We start from the raw sequence: 25,443 nt of genomic DNA, 5'->3' as shown, positions 1-25,443 counted from the left end.
CCCGCCGGCCGGGCGCATCCGCCGCGGTACCGTGGGCGGGTGCGGGGGATGCTGACGACGATGGGGCGCGTGCTGCGCGACCACTGGCCGGCGCTGCTGGCCTGGTACGTGGCGGGCACCCTCGCCCACTACCTGGCGATCGAGCTCGCGGGCGTGGTGGGTGCGTACAGCGACATCGGCGGTGTGCTGCTGCAGCCGTTCGCCCCGCTGTCGAAGCTCGTCTCGTACGTGGCGATGCTGCTCGTGGTGCGCGACGGGCTGCGTCACCTCGGCGCGCTCGCGCCCCGGCCGCAGGATCCCGCCGAGCGTCGGCGCGACTTCGTGCGAGCGCTCCTGGGCGGCACGGTGCCGTTCGTGGCGTTCTACACCGCCTACAGCTACCTCACCGAGGACTTCAAGCAGGTGGTGCTGCGCACACTCGAGAGGCGGCGCGAGCACGCCTTCGAGCACATCGACTTCCTGAACCTGGAGAACAGCGGCGACCCCCGCGAGTGGGACTTCGCGGCCGGAGAGCTGCTGCTGACCCCCGTGTCGATCGGCGTGCTCGTCGTGGCGTTCGCGCTGAGGTGGGTGCTCGGCCGCGAGTCGGTGAGGAAGCACCGCTGGCTCGCGCCCGTGACCGTCTACCTCGAGTCGCTCTGGGTCGTGATGGCGGCGCTGATCCTGACCGACCTGCTCGGCATCGTGGGCAGCTGGGTCGAGGGGCGCCTGGCGATGGTCTGGCTGGCCGACCTGCGCGAGTGGGCGCTCGACACGCTCTTCCCGCTGGTGTGGCTGTGGGACGGAGCGGTGTGGTTCCTCGGCGAGCTGGGCGGGGTGATCCTGCTTCCGCTCGCGTGGCTCACCGTCACCGGCGCGATCTACGGGCACGCGGTGTCGGCGAAGGCGCCCGAGCTCTCCCACCGCCGCGCGCAGGCGGTCGTCGAGCGCTACAAGGGCCTGCGTGCGCCCGTGCGTCGCGTCATCCGCGACGCCTCGGCCCAGGCCACCTCGCGCCTCGAGCCGATCTGGAGCGCGATCATGCTGATGTGGCGCGCGGGCCCGGTGCTGATCGGGTTCTTCGTGCTGCTGTTCGCCCTCCTCGGTCTTCTGGGCGAAGGCGTCGAGTACGCGATGACGCGGCTGATCGGCCCGCACGGCCTCAATGAGTTCTGGGTGCTGTGGGACGACGCGCTCTTCCTGATCCCGGCTCTCCTCATCGAGCCGCTCCGGATCGCGCTCGTCGCGTCGGGATACGACGAGACGCTGCGCCGGCTCGTGCCGGATGCGGATCAGTCGAGCAGGAAGCGGATGAAGGGCGGGAACATGGTCGGGGCCGACTCGAGCCTGCTCACCTCGACATCGGCGGTGAACGGCCCCGCGTCCTCCGGCACGACGAACGCGAGCGAGCCCTCGTAGGGCCCCGTCGCATCGCTGGTGCAGGGCGCGCGGTTGCCCGTCGCCAGCCACTCGCGTTGTTCGCCCTCCGCCTCTCGCAGCGTCACGGAGCACAGCTGCGCCTCGTCGCCGGGCGCGATGTCGAACTCGAGCACAAGACCCATCGCGCCGGCGGGGACATCGAGCTCGTCGGCGGGCGTCGCGTGCCGCACGGAGGCCGGGCCGTAGGTCGTCCCGGCGTAGTCGGTGGTGTCGCCCGCGGGCACCTCGATCGCCGAGAACGGCAGGTAGCCCTCGGCGGTCACCCACTCCTGCGCGCCTATGACGAACGTGGCCGTGGGCAGCAGCACCGCCAGGGCACCGAGCGCGGCCGCGTTGCGACGCAGCCAGCTGGGGCGAGGGGCGCTCACTCGGCCCACCTCCCGTCGGGGATCTCCGCGGTGTCATCGACGTCCAGCTCGGCGAGGTCCAGCGCCAGCCGGATCTCGGAGTCGAGTCGGGCGTCGTACTTGGCGAACCCCAGCTCGAGGGTCGCCTGCGCGTCGGCATCCTCGTCGAGGATCTCGAAGGCGGCGGTGAGCAGCTTCGGCACCCCCACGGCGAGGTGGGTGCGGGCATCCGCACCCACGGAGGGTCGATCCGAGACCGTGTAGGCCCGGTCGCCGATCCGCAGCAGGGCTCGGGAGAGCGTCGAGTCCTTCTCGGACGACAGCGCCTCCGCCTCGAAGCTCACCAGCACCCACGTGCCGTCGGCCGACCAGCCGCGTTCGTCGCTGACGTGGTCGGCCCTGCGGGCGTCGAGCACCGTGATCCGGAGGTTGCGGCCCTCGGCGGGCTCATCGATCCGCGCCTGCGTGACGAAGGGCTGGTCGGCGAAATCGTCGCCCGGCGTCACGGCGATCACGCCCCAGGCGAGCGCGACCAGCCCCAGCCCCGCGGCCCACTGCGCGAGGGAGCCGACCCGCGGCGCGGGGCTCACTGCGCGTCCTCGGTCTCGACGCCCGCGCCGACGTCCTCGACGACGAGGTCGATCTCGGCGGCGGGCACGGCGGGCTCGGTCCAGAAGCCGGGGCCGTCACCGAGGAAGGTGGGTTCGAACCATGTCAGATCCGAGATGGTCAGGTGCAGCTCGTCGTCGGCCCGCCACAGATCGCGTGGCACCGGCCAGGTCAGGGCGATCTCGACCGAGAAGCCGGGCTGGATGACGGGGGAGATGGTCGCGTCGTCGAGCCGCGCGGTGGACACCTCCAGCGCGCGGCCGTCCGGTCGCTCGGTGGGCATGCCGGTCACCGCGATCTGGTCGGTGGCGAACGAGAGGGTGTCGAGCGCCTCGTTGCCCGGGTTCTCGATCGTGGCGAGGACGGCCAGGACGCGCTCGCTGCCGTCATCGAGCGGGTAGGTGCCCGAGCCGTCGAGCGTGTCGATCAGCACCGCGCGGTCGAGCGTGACCTTCAGCTCGCCGGTGTCATGCGCGTCGCCCGGCTCGAGCGGCGTGAGCGGCTTCTCGGCGGCGGCGGGCGCGTCGGCCAGGCCGCCGAACGCGGCCGTGCCGGCGAGGAACAGCGCCACGGCGCTCACCGTGACCCACTTGGGCGGCACCTTGTCGGCCGCCACCCGGATCCACGTCGCGGGGGTGCGCCTCTCGCGCCCCTGCGGCCGCTCGCCGCTCACGCGACCACACCCTTCAGGGCGCGGAGGTACCGGTCGGTGTAGATCCGCTGCATCAGCATCACGGCGGGGTAGCCGACCCAGAACAGCCAGCCCGCCGGGCGCGAGAACGCGCGGATGCGCACCCAGACCGATCCGTCCGCGTCGAGCTCGACGAGGAACGCCTCCTCGCCGCGCTCAGGATGGCCGCGCAGCGTGCCGTAGGCGAATCCGCGCACGCGGGGCTCGTCGACCACGTAGACGACGCGGCAGGGCACATCGCGGGGCCACAGCCCGATGCGCATGATCGCCACGTCGTCGGGGGCGAGCTCGTCGTCGTGGGGTGCCGTCACCCCGATCCCGGATCGCCGCTGGATGCCCCAGTGCAGGGTCGCGTCTCCGGCCGCGCGCCACAGGGCCTCGCCGTCGCCGATGCGCTCGCGCCGCTCGATGGGCCGGTAGCCGCGCGGCGGGCGCGCGACGAGATCGTCGCGGCGCGTGCCGCCGACGTCGCTGTAGGTGAATGCGCTCCCCGATCGCATGGGTCCATCCTGTCAGCGCCGGGCGCTCGCCGCGTATGGACAGCGGTGCCCGGGTGCGCGACCCGGCCCGACGTGAATCCGCCGAGATCAGCCCGAACGCAGGGCCTCGTATCTAGGCTGACGACATGGCCGACGATCTCGACCCGATTCATTCGGATGAGGCCGCCTCCCACCACCTCGTGGAGGCCGCCGTGTCCCTCGCCCAGCGCTGGGTGACCGAAGCCGCAGGCATCGAGGCGGATCCGTCCGCCGAGCGCCTCGCCGGCGTGCTCAAGGATCCGCACGGGCTGCCGTTCACGCTCGGATTCGTCGACGGGGTGATGCGGCCCGAGAGCGCCGCCGCCGCGGCGGCGAACCTCAGCCGTGTCGCGCCGCTTGTGCCGGGTTTCCTGCCCTGGTGGTTGCGCGGGGCGGTGAAGACCGGCGGCGCCGTCGCGCCGATCCTGCCCCTGCCGACCGTGCCGATCGCCCGACGGGTGCTGCGCGAGATGGTGGGGCACCTCATCGTCGACGCCCGCCCCGAGAAGCTCGGCCCCGCGATCGCGAAGCTGCGCGAGGGGGGCGCCCGCCTGAACCTCAACCTGCTCGGCGAGGCCGTGCTGGGCGAGCAGGAGGCCAAGCGCCGGCTCGCCGGCATCCACGAGCTCGTGAAGCGCCCCGACGTCGACTACGTGTCGGTGAAGGTGTCGGCCATCGTCAGCCACCTGTCGATGTGGGCGTTCGACGAGACCGTCGACCACGTCGTCGAGCGCCTGCGCCCGCTGTATCTCTCGGCCGCGGCGCACGGCACGTTCCTGAACCTCGACATGGAGGAGTACCGCGACCTCGACCTCACCGTCGCGGTGTTCCAGCGGCTGCTGGCCGAGCCGGAGCTGAAGGGCTACCGCGCCGGCATCGTGCTGCAGGCCTACCTGCCGGACGCCCTGCCCGCGCTCGAGGGGCTCACCGAGTGGGCCCTGGCGCGCGTGGAGGCGGGCGGCGCCCCGATCAAGGTGCGCCTCGTGAAGGGCGCGAACCTGGCGATGGAGAAGGTCGACGCCGTGATGCACGGCTGGCCGCTCGCCACCCACGCCTCCAAGCTGGACACCGACGCGTCGTACCTGCGCTGCCTCGATCACGCCCTCGACCCGACGCGGGTCGCGGCGGTGAACATCGGCGTGGCCGGGCACAACCTGTTCGACATCGCATACGCCTGGCTGCTGGCCGGCGAACGCGGGGTGCGCGGGGCGGGCCCGGTGACCGACGGCGTCCTCGAGTTCGAGATGCTGCTCGGCATGGCGCAGGGGCAGGTCGCCGCGGTCACCCGCGAGGTCGGCCACGTCCTGCTCTACGTGCCGGTGGTCGCCCCCGCCGAGTTCGACGTCGCCATCAGCTACCTGGTGCGACGCCTCGAGGAGAACGCGTCGTCCGAGAACTTCCTCTCGGCCGCCTTCGACATGGACGAGGATCCGTCGCTGTTCGCCCGCGAGCGCGACCGGTTCGTCGCGTCGGTCGAGCGCGCGTCGGATCCGTCGCTGCCTGCCGCGCCGAACCGCCACCAGGATCGCGCGGCCGCCCCCTCGGCCGATGGCCTGGAGGGCGAGGACGTCGGGTGGGATGACGACGTCACCCGCCTGATCCCGGACCTCGGCCGCGGATCCTCGACGCCCGCCCTGGCCTCGCCCGGCGAGACGCGCGCGATCGACCCGGCCGACGAGTTCCGCGCCGTCGCCGAGGACACGTCGTTCGTCGAGACCGCCGTCTTCGCCCTCCGTGAGGTGGGCCGCGCCGTCGGCGCGCCGGGCTTCCAGAACGCCGCCGACACGGATCCGGCCCTCCCCGCCAACCGAGCCTGGGCGAAGGAGATCCTCGCCCGGATCCCGTCCTCCACCGCGGGCGACGCGACCATCCGCGGCGCGCTGATCACCGACGCCGCCGCCCTCGAGGAGACCGTCGCGCGCGTGCGCACCGCCGGGGAGGCGTGGGGCCGACGCCCCGCCGCCGAGCGCAGCGCCGTGCTGCAGCGCGCCGCACGCGCGCTCGAGGCCCGCCGCGGAGAGCTGATCGAGGTGGCAGCGAGCGAGACCGGCAAGGTCTTCGCCGAGGCCGACGTCGAGGTGAGCGAGGCCGTCGACTTCGCCCAGTACTACGCCGCCACCGCGCGCGAGCTCGACAGGGTGGCCGGGGCGGTGTTCGAGCCCTCGCGGCTCACCGTCGTCACGCCGCCGTGGAACTTCCCCATCGCGATCCCCGCGGGCGGTGTGCTCGCCGCGCTCGCCGCGGGATCCGGCGTGGTCTTCAAGCCCGCGCCCCAGGCGCGGCGGTGCGCCGCGGTCGTGGCCGACGCGCTGTGGGATGCCGGCGTGCCGCGCGACGTCCTCGCGCTCGTCGACATCTCCGAGGGCGAGCTCGGGCAGCAGCTGATCGCGCACGAGGCGGTCGACCGGGTCATCCTCACCGGCGCGTGGGAGACCGCAAAGCTGTTCCGCAGCTGGCGGCCCGAGCTGCCGCTGCTGGCCGAGACCAGCGGCAAGAACGCCATGATCATCACCCCCACCGCCGACCTCGACCTCGCCGCGGGCGACCTCGTCAAGAGCGCGTTCGGCCACGCGGGGCAGAAGTGCTCGGCGGTCTCGCTCGCGATCCTCGTCGGCCCCGTCGGGCGATCCCGCCGGTTCGCACGGCAGCTCGTCGACGCGACCCGCTCGCTGCGTGTCGGCCCGCCGTCGGATCCGCTGTCGGAGGTCGGGCCGGTGATCGAGGTGCCGCAGGGCAAGCTCGACTGGGCGCTGACGACCCTCGACGAGGGCGAGCAGTGGCTGGTGAAGCCGCAGCAGCTCGGCGACCAGGGCTGGCAGTACGAGGAGGGCCGGTTCTGGACCCCCGGGATCCGCACGGGCGTGCGGCCCGGATCGCGGTTCCACCGCGAGGAGTTCTTCGGGCCCGTGCTCGGCATCATGCACGCCCCCACGTTGGAGCGCGCGATCGAGTGGCAGAACGCCGTCGACTACGGGCTCACCGCCGGGCTCTACACGCAGGATCCGGAGGACCTCGAGCACTGGCTCGAGTCGGTCGAGGCGGGCAACCTCTACGTGAACCGCGGGATCACCGGTGCGATCGTGCAGCGGCAGCCGTTCGGCGGGTGGAAGCGCTCGTCCGTGGGCGCGGGGACCAAGGCCGGCGGCCCGAACTACCTGATCGGGCTCGGTTCGTGGCGGCCGTCGGCGGGAGGCCCGTCGGGCGACGCCCTCTCGCTGCGCGGCCTCGACACCCGGATCGTCGCGCTCATCGAAGCCGCCCAGCCTTCGCTGTCGGCGGCTGAGTTCGACTTCCTGCGTCGGGCCGCGCTGTCCGACGCGATCGTCTGGGAGCGCGAGTTCGGCCGGGTCCGCGACGTGTCGCAGCTCGAGATCGAGCGCAACCTGTTCCGGTACCGGCCCTCCGTGGTGTCGGTGCGCGCGGCGGGGGATGCCACCTGGCAGGCGGTGCTGCGCGTGGTCATCGCCGGTGTCCGCGCGGGCGGCGAGTTCTCGCTCTCGACCCCGGTCGGCCTGCCGCCGGCCGTGCGTCGCGTCCTCGGCGAGCTCGACATCCCCGTCTACGTCGAGACCGACGAGCAGTGGGTCTCGCGCGCGGCGGGCCGCCCGTCCGAGGACGCCGTCGCCGCGGTGCCGGTCGGCGCGCAGATCGCCCCGCTCGGGCGGGCGCCGCGCGCCCGCCTCATCGGCTCGGAGGACGCGATCGCGTCGCTGCGCACCCTGCTGGCAGACGGCGTCGCGGGCGATCCGGATCTCGCCGTCTACGCCGGCGAGGTCACGACCGCGGGTCGCATCGAGCTGCTGCCGTTCCTGCGCGAGCAGTCGATCACCATCACCGCCCACCGCTTCGGCAACCCCGACGACTGGTCGGCCGAGGTGATCTGACCCCTCCCTCGTTCGTTGAGCGAGGGAGGGACGACCGAGTCGAAACGGCCAAGCCCGTGCGCCGGTTGAACCCGTTTCGACTCGCTTCGCTCGCTCAACGAGCGAATGGGGCGCGAGCCCGCGCGGGTGCCCGGCGCACGCCGCCGTGCGGCGCGGTATCGCCGCGGGGGGCTCCGAGCGCCTAGCGTGAGGGCATGGACATCGTGGCGCTGCTGGTGATGGTGGCCGTGCTGGTCGGCATGGTCCTGGCGATCGCGATCGTCGTGTCCGTGGTGCTCGTGATGATGCGCCGCCGCAGCGAGCAGGGCCCCGTGCCGAACCCGCTGACGGGCGAGAGCACGGAGGATCCGGGATCCGTCCCGGAACGCATGTCAGAATGATCGCGGCGTGCCCGTGCCGTTGGCGTATCCTCGCTCCGCCGGGCCTGTGGACAGCGTCCGCCGCACCTTCATAAGAGGAGCGAGATGTCCGACATCACCGCACAGACCCCCGCCCGAGTCGCACACAAGCGCCGCTACCTGATGTGCCGCCCCGAGCACTTCACGGTGAGCTACTCGATCAACCCGTGGATGGAGCCGGCCAACCCCACCGACACGGCCAAGGCCGTGGCGCAGTGGCAGGTGCTGCACGACACGTACCTCGAGCTCGGGCACGAGGTCGAGCTGATCGACCCGCTGCCCGGCTTCCCCGACATGGTCTACACCGCCAATGGCGGGTTCGTGATCGACGGCGTCGCCTACGGGCCCGAGTTCCGCTACGTCGAGCGCCAGGGCGAGTCGCCGGCGTTCATCGACTGGTTCCGCGCGAACGGGTTCGACACCCGGGTGCCCGAGGAGGTCAACGAGGGCGAGGGCGACTTCCTGCTCGCCGGCGACGTCATCCTCGCCGGGACCGGCTTCCGCTCGACGGGCGACAGCCACGCCGAGGTCGGCCGCATCTTCGGCCGCGAGGTCGTCAGCCTGACCCTCGTCGACCCGCGGTTCTACCACCTCGACACGGCCCTGGCGATCCTGGATCCGGTCGTTGAAGAGGGCGCCGAGCCGGGCGTCGCGTACCTGCCGCACGCCTTCGACGAGGCGAGCCAGGCCGAGCTCGAGCGACGCTTCCCGAACGCGATCCGCGTGTCCGACGAGGACGGTGCGGTGTTCGGCCTCAACTCGGCCAGCGACGGCCTGAACGTGATCATCTCGCCCCGCGCGAAGGGGTTCGAGGCGCAGCTGCGCGAGCGCGGCTACAACCCGATCCTGGTCGACCTGTCCGAGCTGCTGCTCGGCGGCGGCGGCATCAAGTGCTGCACCCTCGAGCTGCGAGGCGCGAAGTGACCGACGAGACGCACGTCGCGCACAACTACCACCCGCTGCCCGTCACCGTCGCCGAGGGCGAGGGGGCCTGGGTCACCGACGCCGAGGGCAAGCGCTACCTCGACATGCTCTCGGGCTACTCGGCGCTGAACTTCGGGCACCGCAACCCCGAGCTCATCCAGGCCGCTCAGGATCAGCTGGGTCGCCTCACGCTCACGAGCCGCGCGTTCCACAACGACCAGCTCGGGCCGTTCGCCGCGGCGCTCGCCGCCCTGTGCGGCAAGGACCTCGTGCTGCCGATGAACACGGGCGCCGAGGCCGTCGAGACCGGCATCAAGGTCGCCCGCGCCTGGGGCTACCGCGTGAAGGGCATCCCGGCCGGCGAGGCGAAGATCATCGTCGCGCTCGGCAACTTCCACGGCCGCACCACCACGATCGTCGGCTTCAGCGACGACCCGACCGCGCACACCGACTTCGGTCCGTACGCTCCGGGGTTCGTCGCGGTGCCGTACGGCGACGCCGACGCCATCGAGGCCGCCATCGACGCGACGACCGCCGCGATCCTGATCGAGCCGATCCAGGGCGAGGGCGGCGTGATCGTCCCGCCCGACGGATACCTGCGCCGGATCCGCGAGCTCGCGACCGAGAAGAACGTGCTGTTCATCGCCGACGAGATCCAGTCGGGCCTCGGCCGCGTGGGGACGACGTTCGCATGCGACCGCGAGGGCGTTGTGCCCGACGTCTACTTGCTCGGGAAGGCGCTGGGCGGCGGGATCCTGCCCGTCTCGGCCGTGGTCGCCGACGAGGACGTGCTCGGCGTGATCAAGCCCGGCGAGCACGGCTCGACGTTCGGCGGCAATCCGCTGGCGGCGGCCGTGGGCCTCAAGGTCGTCGAACTGCTGCAGACCGGCCGCTTCCAGGAGCGCTCGGCCCAGCTGGGCGAGCACCTGCGCACGCGCCTCGAGACGCTCGAGGGCATCACCGGCTTCCGTCAGGTGGGTCTGTGGGCGGGCGTCGACATCGACCCCGCGCACGGCACCGGGCGCGAGGTCGCCGAGCGGCTGCTGGCGCGGGGAGTTCTCGCCAAGGACACCCACGGCCAGACCCTGCGCCTGGCCCCGCCGCTGGTCATCCGCGCGACGGAGCTCGACTGGGCCCTCGAGCAGGTGCAGCTGGCGATCCACGGCTGAGGCGCCGCGGGAGGCCGAGGCGTTTCGACTCGCTGCGCTCGCTCAACGAACGAGGGGCGGGCGCAGCGGGCGAGCGCAGCGGGTGTGAACTCCGTGGCGGGTCAGCGCACGGCGAAGCGCGCGTCGATCCAGCTGATCAGGTCGGCGCGCACCTCGGCCTGCTGCACCTCGTTGAAGATCTCGTGGCGCGCGCCCGGGTAGACGATCGTGGTCACATCGGTCAGCCCCGAGCGCTCGCGGTAGGCCTTCTCGAGCTTCGCCACCGAGCGCGGGCCGCCCACCGGGTCGTCGGACCCCACCAGCAGCAGCATCGGCACGTCGGGCAGCCGGCGCCGCGGCAGGCCGTAGAGGCGCAGCGCGTTGGCGAATCCGAACAGCTTCAGCAGGGGCGCCGACGTGTTGAGCGGATCCTCGAGGAACGCCTTGCCGACCGAGAGGTCGGACGAGAGCCACTCGGTGCCGGTCGCGCCGGGGCCCTTCCAGCGCGCGTTGAGGGGCGCGGCGCTCAGCGAGAGCGGCGTGAGCAGCGCCGAGCCGCTCAGGATCACCGCCGAGTAGGCCTCGGGCTGCAGGTTGAACAGCTTCTGCGACAGGAACGAGCCCCACGAGTGCCCGAGCAGGATCAGGGGGCGCCCCGGGTTCTCGTCGCGGATCAGCCGGGTGAACTTCGCGACGGCCGCGACCGCCGCCGAGTGCCCGCCGATGCCGAGGGTGCCGAGCTTCGTCGCATCGCCGCCGTGCTGGGTCATGCCGGTGCGGCCGTGGCCGCGGTGGTCGTCGGCGTAGACCGTGAACCCGGCGGCGGTCAGCGCCTGGATGAGCGCGCCGTAGCGGCCGGCGTGCTCGCCGACGCCGTGCAGCAGCTGCACCACACCACGGGGCTCTCCGGCGGCGGGGTGGACGTCGTACACGATCGCGACCCCATGGTCGTCGATGAACTCGGGCATGGGCCGATCCTGCCATAACGGACCCTTAGCCAAACTAATGAGTTAAGCTAAGGGTCTATGCCTGACCTCCACGAAGCCGCGTCCGAGATCCGCCATGCGACCTTCCGGCTGGCCAGGCACATGAGACAGCAGCGGGCCGTGGCGACGATGCCAGACGGCCAGTTCGCGGTGCTGGGCGCGCTGCGCTGGCACGGCCCCCACACGCTGACGGCGCTCGCCGAGCGCGAGGGCGTCACCGCGCCGTCGATGAACCGCACCGTCAACGCCCTCGAGGAGGACGGCTACATCGTCCGCGTGCCCGACGACGTCGACCGCCGCAAGGTCAACATCTCGATCACCGACACGGGCGCGGCGGTGGTGGACGAGACCATCCGGCGGCGCGACCAGTGGCTCGCCCGGGTGATCGCCGACCTCCCCGCCGAGGAGCGCGCGACCCTGCGCGACGCGGCCCGGATCATCCTGGGGGTGATCGAGCGATGAACGCGATGTTCCGCTCCTTCGCCTCGTTCAACTTCCGGGTCTGGTTCATCGGCGCCCTCGTCTCGAACGTCGGCTCGTGGATGCAGTCGACCGCGCAGAGCTGGGTGGTGCTCACCGAGCTCACCGACAACGACGCCGGCGCGATGGGCATCACGATGGCGCTCCAGTTCGGCCCGCCCCTGCTGCTCGTGGGCGTCTCGGGCTGGGTGACGGATCGCTTCGACCGCCGCCGGATCATGGTGATCACGCAGCTGACGCTGCTGCTGTTCTCGGCGGCGATCGGCGTGCTGCTGCTGAACGGCCTGATGACGCTGCCGCTGATGTACTGCTTTGCGTTCGCGACGGGTCTTGTGGTGTCCTTCGACAACCCCGCCCGCCAGGCGTTCGTGTCCGACCTCGTCACGCGCGAGAACGCGTCGAACGCGGTCGCGCTGAACGCCGCGTCGTTCAACAGCGCGCGCATGATCGGCCCCGCCGCCGCTGGCCTGCTGATCGTCGCGGTCGGCACCGGATGGGTGTTCCTGATCAACGTCGTCGCGTTCGCCGGCATGCTCGGCGCGCTCGCGGTGATCCGATCCGGCGAGCTCATCCCGCGCAAGAAGGCCGCCGCGGGCACGCGCCTCGCCGACGGCTTCCGCTATGTCGCGCGCCGGCCCGACCTGATGGTGATCTTCGCCATGGTGTTCCTGCTGGGTGCGCTCGGCATGAACTTCCCGATCTTCGCCTCGACGATGGCGATCGAGTTCGGCCGCGAGGCCGACGGCTTCGGCCTGCTCTCCTCGATCCTCGCGATCGGATCCCTCGCGGGGGCGCTGCTCGCCGCCCGTCGCGCCCGCGCGCGGCTGCGCGTGGCGATCATCGCGACCGGCGCCTTCGGCATCGTGGCGATCGTGTCGGCCATGATGCCCGTGTACTGGATGTACGCCGTGTGCCTGGTCTTCATCGGGTTCACGATCGTCACCACGCTGACCACGGCGAACGGCTACGTGCAGACCACGACCGACCCCTCGCTGCGCGGGCGGGTGCTCGCGCTCTACGTCGCCGTGCTGATGGGCGGCACCCCGCTCGGCGCCCCGCTGGTCGGATGGGTCGCCGCCGAGTTCGGGCCCCGGGTCGCGATCCTCGTCGGCGCCGCCGGTGGGCTGGCCGCCTGCGCGATCGGCCTCACCTGGGTCATCGCGTCCGGGCGCCTGCGCCGGCGCGCGGGGTCGCGCCTCGGGCTCGAGCTCGCCGAGACGCGCCCCATCGAGATCATCACGCGCGCGGTGCCGGTGGTCGCCCCCGAGCAGTTCAGCGAGCAGGGCGCGCAGACCACGCCGATCCGCCTGACCGACGACGACTGACGCGCGCTTCGCGTCGCTCGCGGGGCCGGTCAGGCCAGAGCGGCCCGCAGCGAGGCGACGGCCTGGGCGATGGCGGCCTGAGCGGCGGAGGTGCCGTGGAGGCCGTGCACCATCACGAAGTCGTGGACGATGCCGAGGGCGCGGAACGCCGTGACCTCGACGCCGGCGGCGCGCAGCTTGGCGGCGTACGCCTCGCCCTCGTCGCGCAGCACGTCGGCCTCGGCCGTGATCACCAGAGCGGCGGGGAGGCCCGCGAGCTGCTCGGTGGTGGCGCGCAGCGGCGACGCGGTGATCTGGGCGCGGTCGGCCTCATCGGTCGTGTACTGGTCCCAGAACCACTTCATGCCGTCGCGGGTGAGGAAGTAGCCCTCCGCGAACTCGTGGTAGCTGGCGGTGTCGAACGACGCGTCGGTGACCGGGTAGAACAGCACCTGGAAGCGGAACGACACGTCGCCGCGCTCCTTCGCCATCAGGGTCAGCGCCGCCGACATGTTGCCGCCGACCGAGTCGCCGGCCACGGCGATCCGCGATCCGTCCAGGCCCTGCTCGGAGCCCGAGGTCGTGACCCACTGCGCCACGGCGTAGGCCTGTTCTATCGCGTGCGGATAGCGCACCTCGGGCGAGCGGTCGTACTCGGGGAAGACGACCGCGGCGCCCGTGCCCACGGCCAGGTCGCGCACCAGGCGGTCGTGGGTGTGGGCGTCGCCGAACACCCATCCGGCCCCGTGGATGTAGAGGATCACGGGCAGGTCGCCCGTCGCGCCGACCGGCTTCACGATGCGCACCGCGACGGTGCCGGTGGGGCCGCCGGGGACGTCGATCCACTGCTCGTCGACCTCGGGCTTGAAGATCGGCTCGTCCTGCACGCCGTCGACCGCCGCGCGGCCCTCGGCCACCGGCAGCTGGTACAGGAACGGCGGCGTCGAGGTGGCCTCGACGAACGCCTGCGCGGCCGGCTCGAGCGAGATGTGGCGGGGGTTTGCGGACATGGCCTGCTTCTTTCTGGAGGGGATCCGGCGTGGATCCGGTGGGTGCGGGAGAGGATCTCCGACCTGAGAACGTTCGTTCTCTGTCCTGGTCCTCACTGTATGAGAACGTCCGTTCTCCGCGCAAGAGGCCGACGGGCCGGGCGTGTCGCGCCCGGCCCGGTGCTGGTGGTCAGCAAACGCCGCGCGACGATCCCGCCGCGCGGCGTTTCGTGACTAGGAGCCGCGGAGGGTGGTGAGGAACAGCTCGGCCACAGCGTCGGCGTCGACCTCCAGCGCCACGTCGGCCCGGGGCCAGGGTGCGGCCCCGAGGTAGTCGCCCTCCCCGGGCTCGCGCCGATCGACGATCAGCTGCCCGCGGCTGTAGGTGCCGCCGAGCTCGACCTGCACGGGCAGATCCTCGAAGCGGAACAGCCCGGGCGCCACCAGGGCGCACAGCGCGCCGGCGTCGCCGATCATCGCGTAGGTGAAGGTCTCGCCGCTGGCCGGGTGCACGGCGGTGTAGCCGAGGAGCCGCCCCGCGAGCCGCTCGACGTCCGACCCGGATCGCAGGCGCGCGATCCGATCCGGCTCGATGACGACCCGCTCGAAGACGTCGAGGCCGTACATCGTCAGCGGGACCCCGCTGTTGAGCACGACATGCGCCGCCTCGGGGTCGTGCCAGACGTTGAACTCGGCCACCGCGGTCGCGTTGCCGCGCGACGCCGATCCGCCCATGTAGACCACCCGCTCGATCCGGTCGATGACCTCGGGATGCATCCGGATCAGCAGGGCCAGGTTGGTCATCGGGGCGAGCGTGACGACGGTGAGGGGCTCGGAGGCCTCGGCCAGCGTGCGGCGCATCAGCTCGACCGCGTGGATGTCGGCCGGGTGACGGGGCGAGGCCGGCAGGGCCGTGCCGGCGAGCCCGTCGGGGCCGTGCACCCACGCGGCCTCGCGCGACGGCTCGACCAGCGGCTCGCGCGCGCCCGCGGCGACGGGTATGTCGCCCGCGCCGGCCACGTCGAGCACGGCGAGCGTGTTGGCGACCACGTTCTCGAGTGACGAGTTGCCGTCGACGCAGGTGATGGCGCGGACATCGAGGTCGGGATGGGCGACGGCGAACAGGATCGCCAGCGCGTCGTCGATGCCGGTGTCGACGTCGAGGATGACAGGGAGCATGAGGGGGCCTTTCCGGCGGGGGTGGTCAGAAGACGCCGTGCGGCGTCGGGGCAGGGGGTGAGGGACTACGAGCCCGTCGCCCAGTCGGCGAGGCGCCCGAGCAGGTCCCGGTGCGCGGCGGAGTCGAACGAGCGGGCGCTGTGGCCGAGCAGGTCCACGGCGACGCGGGCGGCACCGTGGCGGCGGGTCCAGACGACGGGGTGGGTGTGGCCGGCGTGCTCGTGCGTCGCCACCACGTCGCTGTCACCCACGGCCTGCAGGAACGAGTAGCGCTCGTCGAACACGGCCAGCGGCTCGGCCCCCGCGAGCGGGTGATCGGCCCAGTCGAGTTCGGCCTCGCCGATCTCGGGGTGCATCGACACCTCGGGGAGCCACACGCGCCCGATCGCCGGCGCCCAGGACGCGTGGTCGCGCAGCGACGAGGCCGCCGCGTGCAGGGCGAGCACGCCGATCCCGCGCGCGAGCGCCGCCTCGAGGCCCTCGATGCTCTCGCGGGGCGCCCCGAACGATCCCTCGCGCCATGGGTCGCCCGCGTTGACGACCAGCAGGTCTGCGCCCTCGAGCGCCTGCAGCGCGTCGTCGACGGGAAGGATCCGGACCTCGAACCCGCGTTCTGCGAGGATCTCGCGCACGCGCTCCGTCGTCTCATCGAAGGGATGCCAGGGGTCGCGGTAGCGCCCCTCGGCGGTGGCGATCACGGCGATGTGACTCATGGCTTCATTCCACACCCTCCGCGGTCGGAGCGTCGCGCGCCCCGGGGACGCGGCGGCGGGCGGCGACCTAGGCTGATTGCATGCACGGTGAATACAAGGTCCCCGGGGGCAAGCTCGTGGTCGTCGACCTCGAGGTCGTCGACGGCAGGATCAGCGATTTCCACCTCGCCGGCGACTTCTTCCTCGAACCCGACGACGCGCTGCTCGACATCAACGCCGCGGTCACCGGGCTGCCCGAGACCGCCGACGTGCCCACCATCGCCGCGGCCGTGCGCGGAGCGCTGCCGGAGGGCGCGCAGCTGCTGGGCTTCACCCCCGAGTCGGTCGGCACCGCCGTGCGCCGTGCCCTCGTGACCGCCGCCGCGTGGAGCGACTTCGAGTGGGAGGTCGTCGACGACCCCGCCGTCTCGCCCAACATGAACCTCGCCCTCGACGAGGTGCTCACCGCCCGCGTCGGAGAGGGGCGCCGCAAGCCCACCATGCGCATCTGGGAGTGGAACGAGTCGGCCGTCTCGATCGGCTCGTTCCAGTCGTACCGCAACGAGGTCGACCCCGAGGGCGCCGCCGCGCACGGCTTCGACGTCGTCCGCCGCATCTCCGGCGGCGGGGCGATGCTCATGGGCGCCGAGCAGATCATCACCTACTCGCTGCACGTGCCGGCCTCGCTGGTGGCGGGCCTGACGTTCGCCGACTCGTACGCGTACCTCGACGACTGGGTGCTGCAGGCGCTGCGCTCGCTCGGCATCGACGCGACCTACCAGCCGCTCAACGACATCGCGAGTCCGACCGGCAAGATCGGCGGCGCCGCCCAGAAGCGCCTGGCCAACGGCGGGGTGCTGCATCACGCCACCCTCAGCTACGACATCGACGGCGAGGTGATGGCGCAGGTGCTGCGCATCGGCCGCGAGAAGCTCAGCGACAAGGGCACGGCGTCCGCCGCGAAGCGGGTGGATCCGATCCGCCGTCAGACCGGCATGACCCGTCGCGAGATCATCGACCGGCTGATCCAGTCGTTCCAGTCCTTCACCGGGGCGACGATGGGGACGATCTCGGCCGACGAGTACGCCGAGGCCGAGGCGCTGGTGGCGTCGAAGTTCGCCACCGACGCGTGGCTGCACCGCGTTCCCTGAACCGGTTGCGTGCGTTCGGCCCGCGGCGCCCGCCGCGGCCGATAGCCTGACGAACGTCCGGCACGGCGGCCGGAGCGAACTCGAGGAGAGCAAGGATGCGATTCGGAACCTTCATCCCGCAGGGCTGGCGCTTCGACCTGGTCGACATCGACCCGGCAGAGCACTGGAGCACCATGAACACGCTCGCGCAGCGTGCCGATGCGGGCCCGTGGCAGTCGCTGTGGGTCTATGACCACTTCCACACCACGCCCGAGCCCAGCGAGGAGGCCACGCACGAGGCCTGGACGCTGATGAGCGCCTTCGCCGCGTCGACGAGCCGCATCCGCCTCGGCCAGATGTGCACCTGCATGGGCTACCGCAACCCCGCCTACCTCGCCAAGGTCGCCGCGACCGTCGACCACGTCTCCGGCGGCCGCGTCGAGATGGGCATCGGCGGCGGCTGGTACGAGCACGAGTGGCGCGCGTACGGCTACGGCTTCCCCGAGATCCCGGACCGCCTGAAGATGCTCGGCGAGGGCGTCGAGATCATGCAGCAGGCCTGGACGACCGGATCGGCGACGCTCGACGGGAGGTACTACCAGGTCGACGGCGCGCAGGTGCGCCCCCTGCCGATCCAGCAGGGCGGGATCCCGTTCTGGATCGCCGGCGGCGGCGAGAAGGTGACGCTGCGGATCGCGGCCAAGTACGCCTCGTACACCAACTTCAACGGCGGCCCCGAGGCGTTCGCGCACAAGAGCGAGGTGCTGCGCGGGCACACCGACAGGCTCGGCCGTGACTTCGCCTCCATCACACGCTCGGCGAACTTCAACACCGTCGTCGCGGACACCGAGGCCGAGGTCGCCGAGCGCCTCGACGCGATCTTCGCGCGGGTGAAGCCCTTCCTCTCCGACGGCGGCTACGAGCACTTCACGCACGCGTACACCGCGGGCGAGGCGCTCGTCGGCACCGTCGAGCAGGTCTCCGAGAAGCTCGCCGCGATGCAGCAGGCCGGCATGGGCTACGCGATCCACTACTTCCCCGAGGCCGCCTACGACCTCAGCGGCGTCGAGCTGTTCGAGCAGAAGGTCATCCCCGCCTTCGGCGGCTGAGCGTCCCCGCTCGGCCACCGGGCGCCGCTCTCCTCCTCGCTCGTTGAGCGAGCGAAGCGAGTCGAAACGCCCCCAGCCGCCCACGGCCTGACAACGAGGCGGGGTTCCGAATGTCGGAACCCCGCCTTACTGTCTTCCCATGAGCGATCCGGCGACGCAGGACGGCACCGCGCTGGCCCTCGCCCCCGAGGGCGGGTTCCGCACGTTCCTGCACGTGCTCGTGAACACCGCGATCGCGAACATCACCACGAGCTTCCTGTGGTTCGGGCTCACGTTCTGGGCCTACCAGGAGACCCGCAACGTCATCGCGACCGGCGTCATCGGCGGCGCGTACATGCTGTTCATCGCGCTGTTCAGCATGATGTTCGGCACCCTTGTCGACCGGTTCCGCAAGAAGGCCGTGATGCTGTGGGCCACGGTGATCGCCTTCATCGTGTTTGCGCTCGATGCGGCGTTCTTCTTCGCCATCGGCGAGGGCACGATGTCCGATCTGACGCTTCCCTGGTTCTGGATCTTCGCGGTCGTCATGCTGGCGGGTGCGGTCGTCGAGCAGCTGCGCAACATCGCGCTCTCGACCACGGTCACGCTGCTCGTCCCCGTCGAGCGCCATGCCAACGCGAACGGCATGGTCGGCACGGTGCAGGGCGTCTCGATGCTCGTCACCAGCGTGTTCAGCGGCCTCGCGATCGGCTTCCTCGGCATGGGCTGGACGCTCATCATCGGCCTCGCCGTGATGCTGCTGGCCATGCTGCACCTGGCGGCCCTGCGGATTCCCGAGCGGGAGATCGTGCACGTCGAGGGGCAGACGAAGTGGGTCGACATCCGCGGCGGGTGGCTTGCCGTGCTCGCGGCGCCGGGGCTGTTCGCGCTTGTGCTGTTCTCGACCATCAACAACTTCGTCGGCGGCGTCTACATGGCGCTGATGGATCCGTACGGCATCGACATGTTCGAGGTGCAGGGCTGGGGCATCTGGTTCGCCGTGGCCTCGACGGGCTTCATCGCGGGTGGCGCCGTGATCGCCGTGACCGGCCTCGGCAAGCGGCCGATGCGCACGATGCTGGTGCTCGCCGCGCTGATCGGTGTGCTGGGTGCGGTGTTCACGATCCGCGAGTGGGCGTGGCTGTACATCCTCGGCTGCTGGCTCTACATGGCGGCCATCCCGGCGATCGAGGCGGCCGAGCAGACGGTCATCCAGAAGGTGGTGCCGTACGAGAAGCAGGGGCGCGTCTTCGGTTTCGCCATGACCTTCGAGGCCGCGGCCGCGCCGATCACGTCGCTGCTGATCGCGCCGCTGGCGCAGCTGTGGGTGATCCCGTACATGCGCGGCGACGGCGAGGCGCAGTGGGCCTGGCTGCTGGGTGAGGGCGAGAACCGCGGCATCGCGCTGATCTTCCTCTTCGCCGGTCTCATCACGACCGTGATCGCGCTGCTCGCGTTCCTCACTCCGCAGTACCGCACGCTGTCGGCGCAGTACGCCAGGGCGCCGGCCGAGACGGCCGCCCCGGGGGAGGCGGCCGCGCCGACGGAGGCGACCGAGGCGACCGCGCCGTCCGACACCGCCTGACGGCGAGCGCCCCACCCCTCCGCGCACGAGAGAATCGGGGGATGAGCGATCAGCGACGACTGCCCAGGACCTCTCCCGAACGCGCCGGCATCGGCGGTGTCGAGCAGCTGCTCGCCGCTTTCGAGGCGCGCGGCGACGTGCACTCGGCGATGATCCTGCGCGGCGGATCCGTCGCGGCCGAGGCCTGGTACGCCCCGCACGCTCCCTCCCACCACCACCGGCTGTTCTCGGTGTCGAAGGCCTTCACCGCCATGGCGGTCGGCGTCGGGGTGGGCGAGGGGCTGCTGCGCACCGATGACCGTGTGGTCGACCTGCTGCCGGACAAGCTGCCCGACGTCGTCAGCGACAACCTCGCCGCGATGCGCATCGAGCACCTGCTCACCATGACCACGGGCCACGCGAAGAGCTCGATGGACGGCGTCGGCCTCACGCTCAGCCGCCCGGAGGACGACTGGACCCGCGCGATCCTGGCCGAGGAGGTCGCCCTCGAGCCCGGCTCGCAGTTCGTCTACGACACGGGCGCGACGTACCTGCTCTCGGTGATCCTGCATCGCCTCACCGGCGAGCGGCTGCTCGACTGGCTCACACCCCGCCTGTTCGAGCCGCTCGGGATCACGGGCGCGACGTGGGAGCAGGATCGCGACGGCATCGACGTCGGCGGCTTCGGGCTGTCGCTGCGCACCGAGGACATGGCCGCGTTCGGGCAGCTGCTGCTGCAGCGGGGTCGCTGGGGCGACGCGCAGCTGATCCCCGCGGAGTGGGTGGATCGGGCGGGCAGGCCGCTCGTGGAGGCCCACCCGCAGGGCTGGGACCCGGACTGGGCGCAGGGCTACGGCTACCAGCTGTGGGGCTGCCGCAACCGCGCGTACCGCGCGGACGGGGCGTTCGGGCAGTTCATCATCGTCTGGCCCGAGCACGATGCCGTGATCGCGATCACCTCGGGCTCGTCGGCGACCCAGGGGATCCTGGATCTCATCTGGTCGACGCTCGAGTTCGGCGAGCCGGGCGAGGGCGGCGAGACCTTCGCGCCCGCGCTCAGCCTTCCGCTGCCGGAGGGGTCCGCGACGTCCCCGCGTGAGAACGATGGGCCGCTGCGCCGCGTCGGCGATGTGCTCGAGATCACCCACCGCGGCACCACGCTGCGCGCGTGGCACGGCCAGTGGCTGATCGACGGCGCCTTCGGAGCCGCCTTCGCCTGGGCCGATGACGACACCCTGCGCGTCACCGCGCACATGCTCGGCACCCCCTTCTCGTGGTCCGGCACCGCGACGTTCGGCCCCGCCTCGGTCGAGCTCGCCTGGTCGCAGAACGTCATCTTCTCGGGCGACACCGCGTGGGCGGAGTCCCTCCCGCTCTGATGCCCCACCCCGCTCGGCGGTCGTTGAGCGAGCGGAGCGAGTCGAAACGGCCCGAGCCTCGTACGCCCTGAGCCCGTGGGCGCCGTGTCCGTTTCGACTCGGCGCTGGCGCGCCTCGCTCAACGAGCGAGGGTGGGTTGGGGCGCGATGCAGAGCGGCGCTGGGGCAGTCAACGCCGTGCGCCCCGGTGGCCCTCGCCGCCCCCCGGCGGTCGTTGAGCGAACGAAGCGAGTCGAAACGGCCGAGCCTCGTACGTCCTGAGCCCGTGCGCGCTGTGCCCGTTTCGACTCGGCGCTGGCGCGCCTCGCTCAACGAGCGAACGCGGGTCAGCGGCGCGGGGTGGAGTCGCGGAGCACAACCTCGAGGGGGAGCGCGGCGGCGCCGTCCCAGTCGTCCGAGACGGCGGCCTCGAGCGCCTGGGCGCCGAGGGCCTCGAGCGGAACGGTGACCGTGGTGATGCCCGGCACGATGTCGCGGCCCGCGGCGATGTCGTCGAAGCCGGCGATGGCGATGTCGGCCCCGGGGACGCGGCCCGCGTCGCGGACGGCCGAGATGGCGCCGATGGCGACGACGTCCGAGATGCCGAACAGCAGCGTGCCCTCGTCCAGGCCCTCGGCGAGCAGCGCGGCCGCGGCCGTGTAGCCGGCGTCGCGCGAGATGCCCGCGCGCACCACGCGGGGCGCCGATCCGCCCGCGGTGGTGAAGCCCTCGGTGAACCCGGCGACGCGGTCGTCCGAGGTGCGCACCCCCTCGGCGGCGGCGATGACCACGGCCGAGCGGTAGCCGAGACCCGCCACGGCGGTCCCGAGCGCCCGCGCCCCGGCGAGGTTGTCGATCGGCACGACCTGCGAGCCCGCCACCCCGGCGCCGAGCGTCACCACGCGCGCGCCGTGCGCGACGGCGGCTTCGAGCTCGCGCGCGAGGGGAGCAGGATCCGAGGCGTCCCGCGAGGTCGCGAGGATGATTCCGCGGGGGCGCTGGCCGCGCAGCGTCCGCACGAGCCGCAGCTCGCGCTCCGCGTCGCGGTCGGTGATCGCGATCGTGGTGATGAGGCCCGCCGCCTCTGCCGCGCGGGTGACTCCCGCGGCGAGCTGCCCGAAGTACGGGTCGGCGATGTCGGCGACGAGCAGCGCGACCACGGCCGAGGTGCCCCGGGCGGTCGTCTGAGCCGACAGGTTGGCCGTGTAGCCGAGGCGCTCGGCGGCGGCCTGCACGCGCACGCGGTAGTTCTCGGCGACCTTGCGCGATCCGTTGAGCACGCGCGAGGCGGTCGCCAGCGAGACGCCGGCCTCCTGCGCGACATCGCCGAGCGTGGCGGCGCGGGTCACGGCAGGCGGGGGCGTGGGCATGCGCAGAGCCTACCGAGCCGCAACGCGCGCGAGATGCGGCGCCACGGCCGCGTCGAATCCGTCGATCGTCCGCTGCACGGCCAGCGCCGGATCCGTGTCCCAGATCGCCTGGTTCAGCAGCTCGACCTCGATGTCGCCGTCGTAGCCGGCGGCCTCGACGGCACGCGTCATGGGCCCGAAGTCGATGACGCCGTCGCCGGGGTAGTGGCGCGAGAGCAGGTTGTCGGCCTCGAGCGGGGTCTTCCAGTCGCACACCTGGTAGGTGGCGATGCGACCCTCGCGCCCGGCGCGCTCGATCTTCGGCAGCACCTCCGGATCCCACCACAGGTGGAAGGTGTCGACCGTGACGCCCACAACGGCAGGATCGAACGGGGCGGCGAGGTCGAGCGCCTGATCCAGGGTCGACAGCACGGAGCGGTCGGAGGCGTACATCGGGTGCAGCGGCTCGAGGGCGAGCGTGACGCCCGCCGCCTGGGCGTGCGGCGCCAGCTCGGCCACCGCATCGGCCACGCGCCCGCGGGCACCGACGAGGTCGCGCGATCCCGCCGGCAGACCGCCGACGACCAGCACCAGGACGGATCGCGACCCCGCGGCGCCCGCGGCGGCCAGCGTCGCGGTCTCGTCGATCGCGCGGCGGTTGTCGTCGATCGCCGCGCGCCGATCCGGGCCCTCCGGGGCGGTGAACCAGCCGCCGCGGCAATGCGTCGAGTAGCGCAGGCCCGAGTCGGCGAGCATGCGCGCCGACTCGGCGAGACCGGCGTCCTGCACCTGCTCCCGCCAGAGGCCGATCGCGCCGATGCCGGCCTCGGCCGTGACGCGCAGCGCCTCGGCGACGGTCGTCTTCTTGATCGTCGCCTGGTTGATCGAGAGGCGGGGGTGCGGGATCCGCGCGGCGTCGGTGGTCACCGGGTCACTCCGTTCAGGTCGAGCAGGGCGTGCCAGCGGGCGGCCGCGAGCTCGGGGTTCTCGAGCGCGCGCGACGCGTTGGCGAGGCGCACGATCTCGGACAGGTGGGGAAGGCTGCGCGCCGAGTGCAGGCCGCCGACCATCTGGAAGGCCGTCTGGTGGCCGTTCAGCCAGGCGAGGAACGCGACGCCGGTCTTGTAGAAGTACGTCGGCGCGGCGAACACCTGGCGCGAGAGCGCCTCGGTGGGCCCGAGCAGCGCGAGGTAGCGGGCGGGGTCGCCGGCATCCAGCGCCTGGATGGCCGCCGATGCCACGGGCGTGATCGCCGCGAAGGCGCCGAGCAGCGCGTCCGAGTGCGCTCGCGCGCCCGCGGTGCGCTCCGGCTGCGGCGCGTCGGGAACGTCGGCGCCGCCGATCAGTCCCACGTAGTTGAAGTCGTCGCCGGTGAACATGCGCACGTCCGCGGGCAGGCGCTCGCGCACCCACACCTCGCTCGCCGCGTCCAGCAGGCTCATCTTCACCCCGGCGATCCGGCCGGGGTTCGCCTCGATGATCCGGATCAGGACCTCCGCGGCCTCCTGCCCGTCGCGCGATCCGAAGTACCCGGCCAGCTCGGGGTCGAAGGCGGCCCCCAGCCAGTGCAGCACGACGGGGGCGGTGCCCGAGGCGAGCACGGCGTTGTAGACCCGCTCGTAGTCGGCGGGCGACCCGGCGGCGCGGGCGAGGTGGCGCGAGGCCATCAGCACGGGCCCTGCGCCCTGCTCCTCGGTGAAGTGCAGCTGGTCGGTGTACGCGCCGATGATCTCCTCGAGCGAGATGAGGTGATCCTCGACGTGGTCGGTGTTGACGCCGACGACGACCGATCCGCCCTCCTCGCGCGCGACCTCGGCGGAGCGACGGATCAGCTCGCGCACCGCGGCCGGATCCAGCCCCATGTTGCGCTGTGCGGTGTCCATGGCGTCGGCGACGCCGAGGCCCCAGCGGTACACGTTGCGGCGGAAGCCGAGGGTGGCGTCCCAGTCGATCTCGGCGGCGCGACCGGGGGTGTTGTCGGCCCAGGCGTGCGGCACCACGTGCGCGGCGGCGTAGGCGACGCGCGAGCGCAGTGGGGTGCTCGGCCGCGTGAACGAGGCGCCCTCCTCGAGGGCGACGCGCGTGACGGATCCGGTGGGATCCAGCAGCGACAGCGTCACAGCGAGAGCTCCTCGAGGGCCACCTTCGCGCCGGTGCGGCTCGACTCGAGGCCGGCGATCGCGAGCTGCACGCCGCGGGCTCCGGCGAGCAGGTCGAAGGCGTAGTCGGTGCCCAGCACGTAGGAGGTCAGGTACTCCTCCCACTGCTGGCGGAAGCCGTTGAGGAACACGTCGTTGGCCGGCACCGGCTGCCAGTCGGCGTCGTAGTCGTGCGAGTCCTCGAGGTCGGGGTTCCAGACGGGCTTCGGCGTCGCGTTGCGGTGCTGGATCCGCGCCTTGTGCAGGCCGACCACGGCCGAGCCGTGTGTGCCGTCGACGTGGAACTCGACGAGCTCGCCGCGGTCGACGCGGGTCGTCCACGACGAGTTGATCTGGGCGATGATCTGCTCACCGGCGCCGCCCTCGATCTCGAAGATGCCGTAGGCGGCGTCCTCGGCGTCGGCGTCGTAGTGCTCGCCCTTCTCGTCCCAGCGGTCGGAGATGTGCACCGCCGCCTGGGCGTAGACCGACGTGACCTCGCCGAACAGGTTCTCCAGCACGTAGCTCCAGTGCGGGAACATGTCGACGATGATGCCGCCGCCGTCGGCGACCCGGTAGTTCCACGAGGGGCGCTGGGCGGCCTGCCAGTCGCCCTCGAACACCCAGTAGCCGAACTCGCCCCGCACGGAGAGGATGCGGCCGAAGAAGCCCGAGTCGATCAGGCGCTTGAGCTTCTGCAGCCCGGGCAGGTAGAGCTTGTCGTGGACGACGCCGCTCTTCACGCCGGCCGCCTGCGCCAGGCGGGCCAGCTCGAGCGCCTCCTCGACGCCCTCGGCGGTGGGCTTCTCGGTGTAGATCGCCTTGCCCGCGGCGATGGCCTTGCGCAGCGCCGAGGCCCGGGCCTTGGTGACGAGGAAGTCGGCGTAGATCTCCCACTTCGGGTCGGCGAGCGCCGCGTCGAGGTCGGTCGTCCAGTCCTCGATGCCGTGCTGCGCCGCGATCTCGGCCAGCTTCGTCTCGCTGCGGCCCACGAGCAGGGGGCGCACGGTGACCTTCGAGCCGTCGGGCAGCTCGATGCCGCCCTGGTCGCGGATGGCCAGGATCGAGCGCACCAGGTGCTGGCGGTACCCCATGCGGCCCGAGACGCCGTTCATGATGATGCCGACTTCCCGGGTTCCTTCGGGACGGGGGGTCGTGGTGTCAGTCACAGTGGCTTCCTTGCTGTCGGGCCGCGTCTCTGCGGGCCTGGGGTGAAAGTCTGGGAGCACCTTCGGTAAGCGCTTTCCCA

22 protein-coding genes are annotated in these 25,443 nt (G+C 72.1%); 11 read left to right on the top strand and 11 right to left on the bottom strand.

Translation table 11 applies throughout. The features are described from left to right. Positions 1 to 39: 39 nt before the first annotated feature. Positions 40 to 1,398: a hypothetical protein gene (locus tag ACOKGD_RS14300; protein WP_342335736.1), complete on the top strand. Its 1,359-nt coding sequence runs from the start codon at positions 40 to 42 to the stop codon at positions 1,396 to 1,398. A gap of 385 nt (positions 1,399 to 1,783) precedes the next feature. Here ACOKGD_RS14300 and ACOKGD_RS14295 read toward each other — a convergent pair whose 3' ends face one another. Genes ACOKGD_RS14295 through ACOKGD_RS14285 form a run of 3 tightly spaced genes read right to left on the bottom strand, consistent with a single transcriptional unit; the run spans position 1,784 to position 3,566 of the window. Further along, positions 1,784 to 2,356, bottom strand: coding sequence for a hypothetical protein (locus tag ACOKGD_RS14295; protein WP_342335735.1), 573 nt, complete (start codon positions 2,354 to 2,356; stop codon positions 1,784 to 1,786). Then, a complete protein-coding gene (locus tag ACOKGD_RS14290) occupies positions 2,353 to 3,048 on the bottom strand; it encodes a hypothetical protein (protein ID WP_342335733.1) in 696 nt (231 codons plus the stop codon). The genes ACOKGD_RS14295 and ACOKGD_RS14290 overlap by 4 nt, the downstream gene beginning before the upstream one ends. Next, positions 3,045 to 3,566: a DUF1990 family protein gene (locus ACOKGD_RS14285; RefSeq protein WP_342335731.1), complete on the bottom strand. Its 522-nt coding sequence runs from the start codon at positions 3,564 to 3,566 to the stop codon at positions 3,045 to 3,047. The genes ACOKGD_RS14290 and ACOKGD_RS14285 overlap by 4 nt, the downstream gene beginning before the upstream one ends. 125 nt (positions 3,567 to 3,691) lie before the next feature. Here ACOKGD_RS14285 and ACOKGD_RS14280 point away from each other — a divergent pair, with 125 nt between their 5' ends. The 4 genes from ACOKGD_RS14280 to rocD all read left to right on the top strand — a co-directional run bounded on the left by ACOKGD_RS14280 (position 3,692) and on the right by rocD (position 9,959). Continuing rightward, on the top strand, positions 3,692 to 7,468 hold the full coding sequence (locus ACOKGD_RS14280; RefSeq protein ID WP_342335729.1) for a bifunctional proline dehydrogenase/L-glutamate gamma-semialdehyde dehydrogenase: 3,777 nt from the start codon (positions 3,692 to 3,694) through the stop codon (positions 7,466 to 7,468). A gap of 194 nt (positions 7,469 to 7,662) precedes the next feature. Further along, entirely contained in the window at positions 7,663 to 7,848 is a 186-nt protein-coding gene (locus ACOKGD_RS14275) for a hypothetical protein (RefSeq protein WP_342335727.1), read from the top strand. A gap of 84 nt (positions 7,849 to 7,932) precedes the next feature. Continuing rightward, a complete protein-coding gene (gene ddaH / locus ACOKGD_RS14270) occupies positions 7,933 to 8,790 on the top strand; it encodes a dimethylargininase (RefSeq protein WP_342335726.1) in 858 nt (285 codons plus the stop codon). Beyond that, positions 8,787 to 9,959 carry an ornithine--oxo-acid transaminase gene (gene rocD, locus ACOKGD_RS14265; protein WP_342335725.1) on the top strand — a complete coding sequence of 391 codons (1,173 nt, stop codon included), beginning with the start codon at positions 8,787 to 8,789 and terminating at the stop codon, positions 9,957 to 9,959. The genes ddaH and rocD overlap by 4 nt, the downstream gene beginning before the upstream one ends. Before the next feature lie 101 nt (positions 9,960 to 10,060). Here the strand turns inward: rocD and ACOKGD_RS14260 are convergent, their stop codons facing one another. Further along, a complete protein-coding gene (locus ACOKGD_RS14260; protein ID WP_342335724.1) occupies positions 10,061 to 10,906 on the bottom strand; it encodes an alpha/beta fold hydrolase in 846 nt (281 codons plus the stop codon). A gap of 147 nt (positions 10,907 to 11,053) precedes the next feature. Between ACOKGD_RS14260 and ACOKGD_RS14255 the strand changes: the two genes are divergently transcribed. Together ACOKGD_RS14255 and ACOKGD_RS14250 are read left to right on the top strand one after the other, a co-directional pair. After that, positions 11,054 to 11,386, top strand: a complete 333-nt coding sequence (locus ACOKGD_RS14255; protein WP_342336450.1) for a MarR family winged helix-turn-helix transcriptional regulator — start codon at positions 11,054 to 11,056, stop codon at positions 11,384 to 11,386. After that, complete coding sequence (locus ACOKGD_RS14250) at positions 11,383 to 12,729, top strand: MFS transporter (protein WP_342335722.1); 1,347 nt, start codon at positions 11,383 to 11,385, stop codon at positions 12,727 to 12,729. Before ACOKGD_RS14255 ends, ACOKGD_RS14250 begins: the two co-directional genes overlap by 4 nt. A gap of 29 nt (positions 12,730 to 12,758) precedes the next feature. Here the strand turns inward: ACOKGD_RS14250 and ACOKGD_RS14245 are convergent, their stop codons facing one another. The 3 genes from ACOKGD_RS14245 to ACOKGD_RS14235 all read right to left on the bottom strand — a co-directional run bounded on the left by ACOKGD_RS14245 (position 12,759) and on the right by ACOKGD_RS14235 (position 15,589). Beyond that, a complete protein-coding gene (locus tag ACOKGD_RS14245; protein ID WP_342335721.1) occupies positions 12,759 to 13,718 on the bottom strand; it encodes an alpha/beta hydrolase in 960 nt (319 codons plus the stop codon). Between the two features lie 213 nt (positions 13,719 to 13,931). Beyond that, a complete protein-coding gene (locus ACOKGD_RS14240; RefSeq protein ID WP_342335720.1) occupies positions 13,932 to 14,876 on the bottom strand; it encodes a nucleoside hydrolase in 945 nt (314 codons plus the stop codon). A 65-nt stretch (positions 14,877 to 14,941) separates the two neighbouring features. Continuing rightward, entirely contained in the window at positions 14,942 to 15,589 is a 648-nt protein-coding gene (locus tag ACOKGD_RS14235) for a ThuA domain-containing protein (protein WP_342335718.1), read from the bottom strand. An 80-nt stretch (positions 15,590 to 15,669) separates the two neighbouring features. On the opposite strand from ACOKGD_RS14235, the gene ACOKGD_RS14230 reads away from it, so the two are divergent. From ACOKGD_RS14230 to ACOKGD_RS14215, 4 genes are all read left to right on the top strand, one after another. After that, positions 15,670 to 16,719: a lipoate--protein ligase family protein gene (locus ACOKGD_RS14230; protein ID WP_342335716.1), complete on the top strand. Its 1,050-nt coding sequence runs from the start codon at positions 15,670 to 15,672 to the stop codon at positions 16,717 to 16,719. Between the two features lie 95 nt (positions 16,720 to 16,814). Then, entirely contained in the window at positions 16,815 to 17,807 is a 993-nt protein-coding gene (locus ACOKGD_RS14225) for an LLM class F420-dependent oxidoreductase (RefSeq protein ID WP_342335715.1), read from the top strand. A 139-nt stretch (positions 17,808 to 17,946) separates the two neighbouring features. After that, on the top strand, positions 17,947 to 19,371 hold the full coding sequence (locus ACOKGD_RS14220) for an MFS transporter (RefSeq protein WP_342335713.1): 1,425 nt from the start codon (positions 17,947 to 17,949) through the stop codon (positions 19,369 to 19,371). Positions 19,372 to 19,412: 41 nt separating this feature from the next. Then, on the top strand, positions 19,413 to 20,729 hold the full coding sequence (locus ACOKGD_RS14215; RefSeq protein ID WP_342335712.1) for a serine hydrolase domain-containing protein: 1,317 nt from the start codon (positions 19,413 to 19,415) through the stop codon (positions 20,727 to 20,729). Positions 20,730 to 21,054: 325 nt separating this feature from the next. On the opposite strand, the gene ACOKGD_RS14210 is transcribed toward ACOKGD_RS14215, so the two are convergent. From ACOKGD_RS14210 to ACOKGD_RS14195, 4 genes are read right to left on the bottom strand one after another with little or no spacing between them, the layout of a single operon-like run. Further along, positions 21,055 to 22,077 carry a LacI family DNA-binding transcriptional regulator gene (locus ACOKGD_RS14210; RefSeq protein WP_342335710.1) on the bottom strand — a complete coding sequence of 341 codons (1,023 nt, stop codon included), beginning with the start codon at positions 22,075 to 22,077 and terminating at the stop codon, positions 21,055 to 21,057. A 9-nt stretch (positions 22,078 to 22,086) separates the two neighbouring features. After that, positions 22,087 to 22,983 carry a sugar phosphate isomerase/epimerase family protein gene (locus tag ACOKGD_RS14205; RefSeq protein WP_342335709.1) on the bottom strand — a complete coding sequence of 299 codons (897 nt, stop codon included), beginning with the start codon at positions 22,981 to 22,983 and terminating at the stop codon, positions 22,087 to 22,089. Beyond that, positions 22,980 to 24,170 carry a dihydrodipicolinate synthase family protein gene (locus ACOKGD_RS14200; protein ID WP_342336448.1) on the bottom strand — a complete coding sequence of 397 codons (1,191 nt, stop codon included), beginning with the start codon at positions 24,168 to 24,170 and terminating at the stop codon, positions 22,980 to 22,982. The genes ACOKGD_RS14205 and ACOKGD_RS14200 overlap by 4 nt, the downstream gene beginning before the upstream one ends. A 2-nt stretch (positions 24,171 to 24,172) precedes the next feature. Next, positions 24,173 to 25,309, bottom strand: a complete 1,137-nt coding sequence (locus tag ACOKGD_RS14195) for a Gfo/Idh/MocA family protein (protein WP_342336447.1) — start codon at positions 25,307 to 25,309, stop codon at positions 24,173 to 24,175. Between the last annotated feature and the right edge of the window lie 134 nt (positions 25,310 to 25,443).

Source organism: Microbacterium phosphatis (genome assembly GCF_049177115.1).
In the GTDB taxonomy this organism is placed as follows: domain Bacteria; phylum Actinomycetota; class Actinomycetes; order Actinomycetales; family Microbacteriaceae; genus Microbacterium; species Microbacterium phosphatis.
This window is presented reverse-complemented; position numbering and strand designations above follow the sequence as displayed.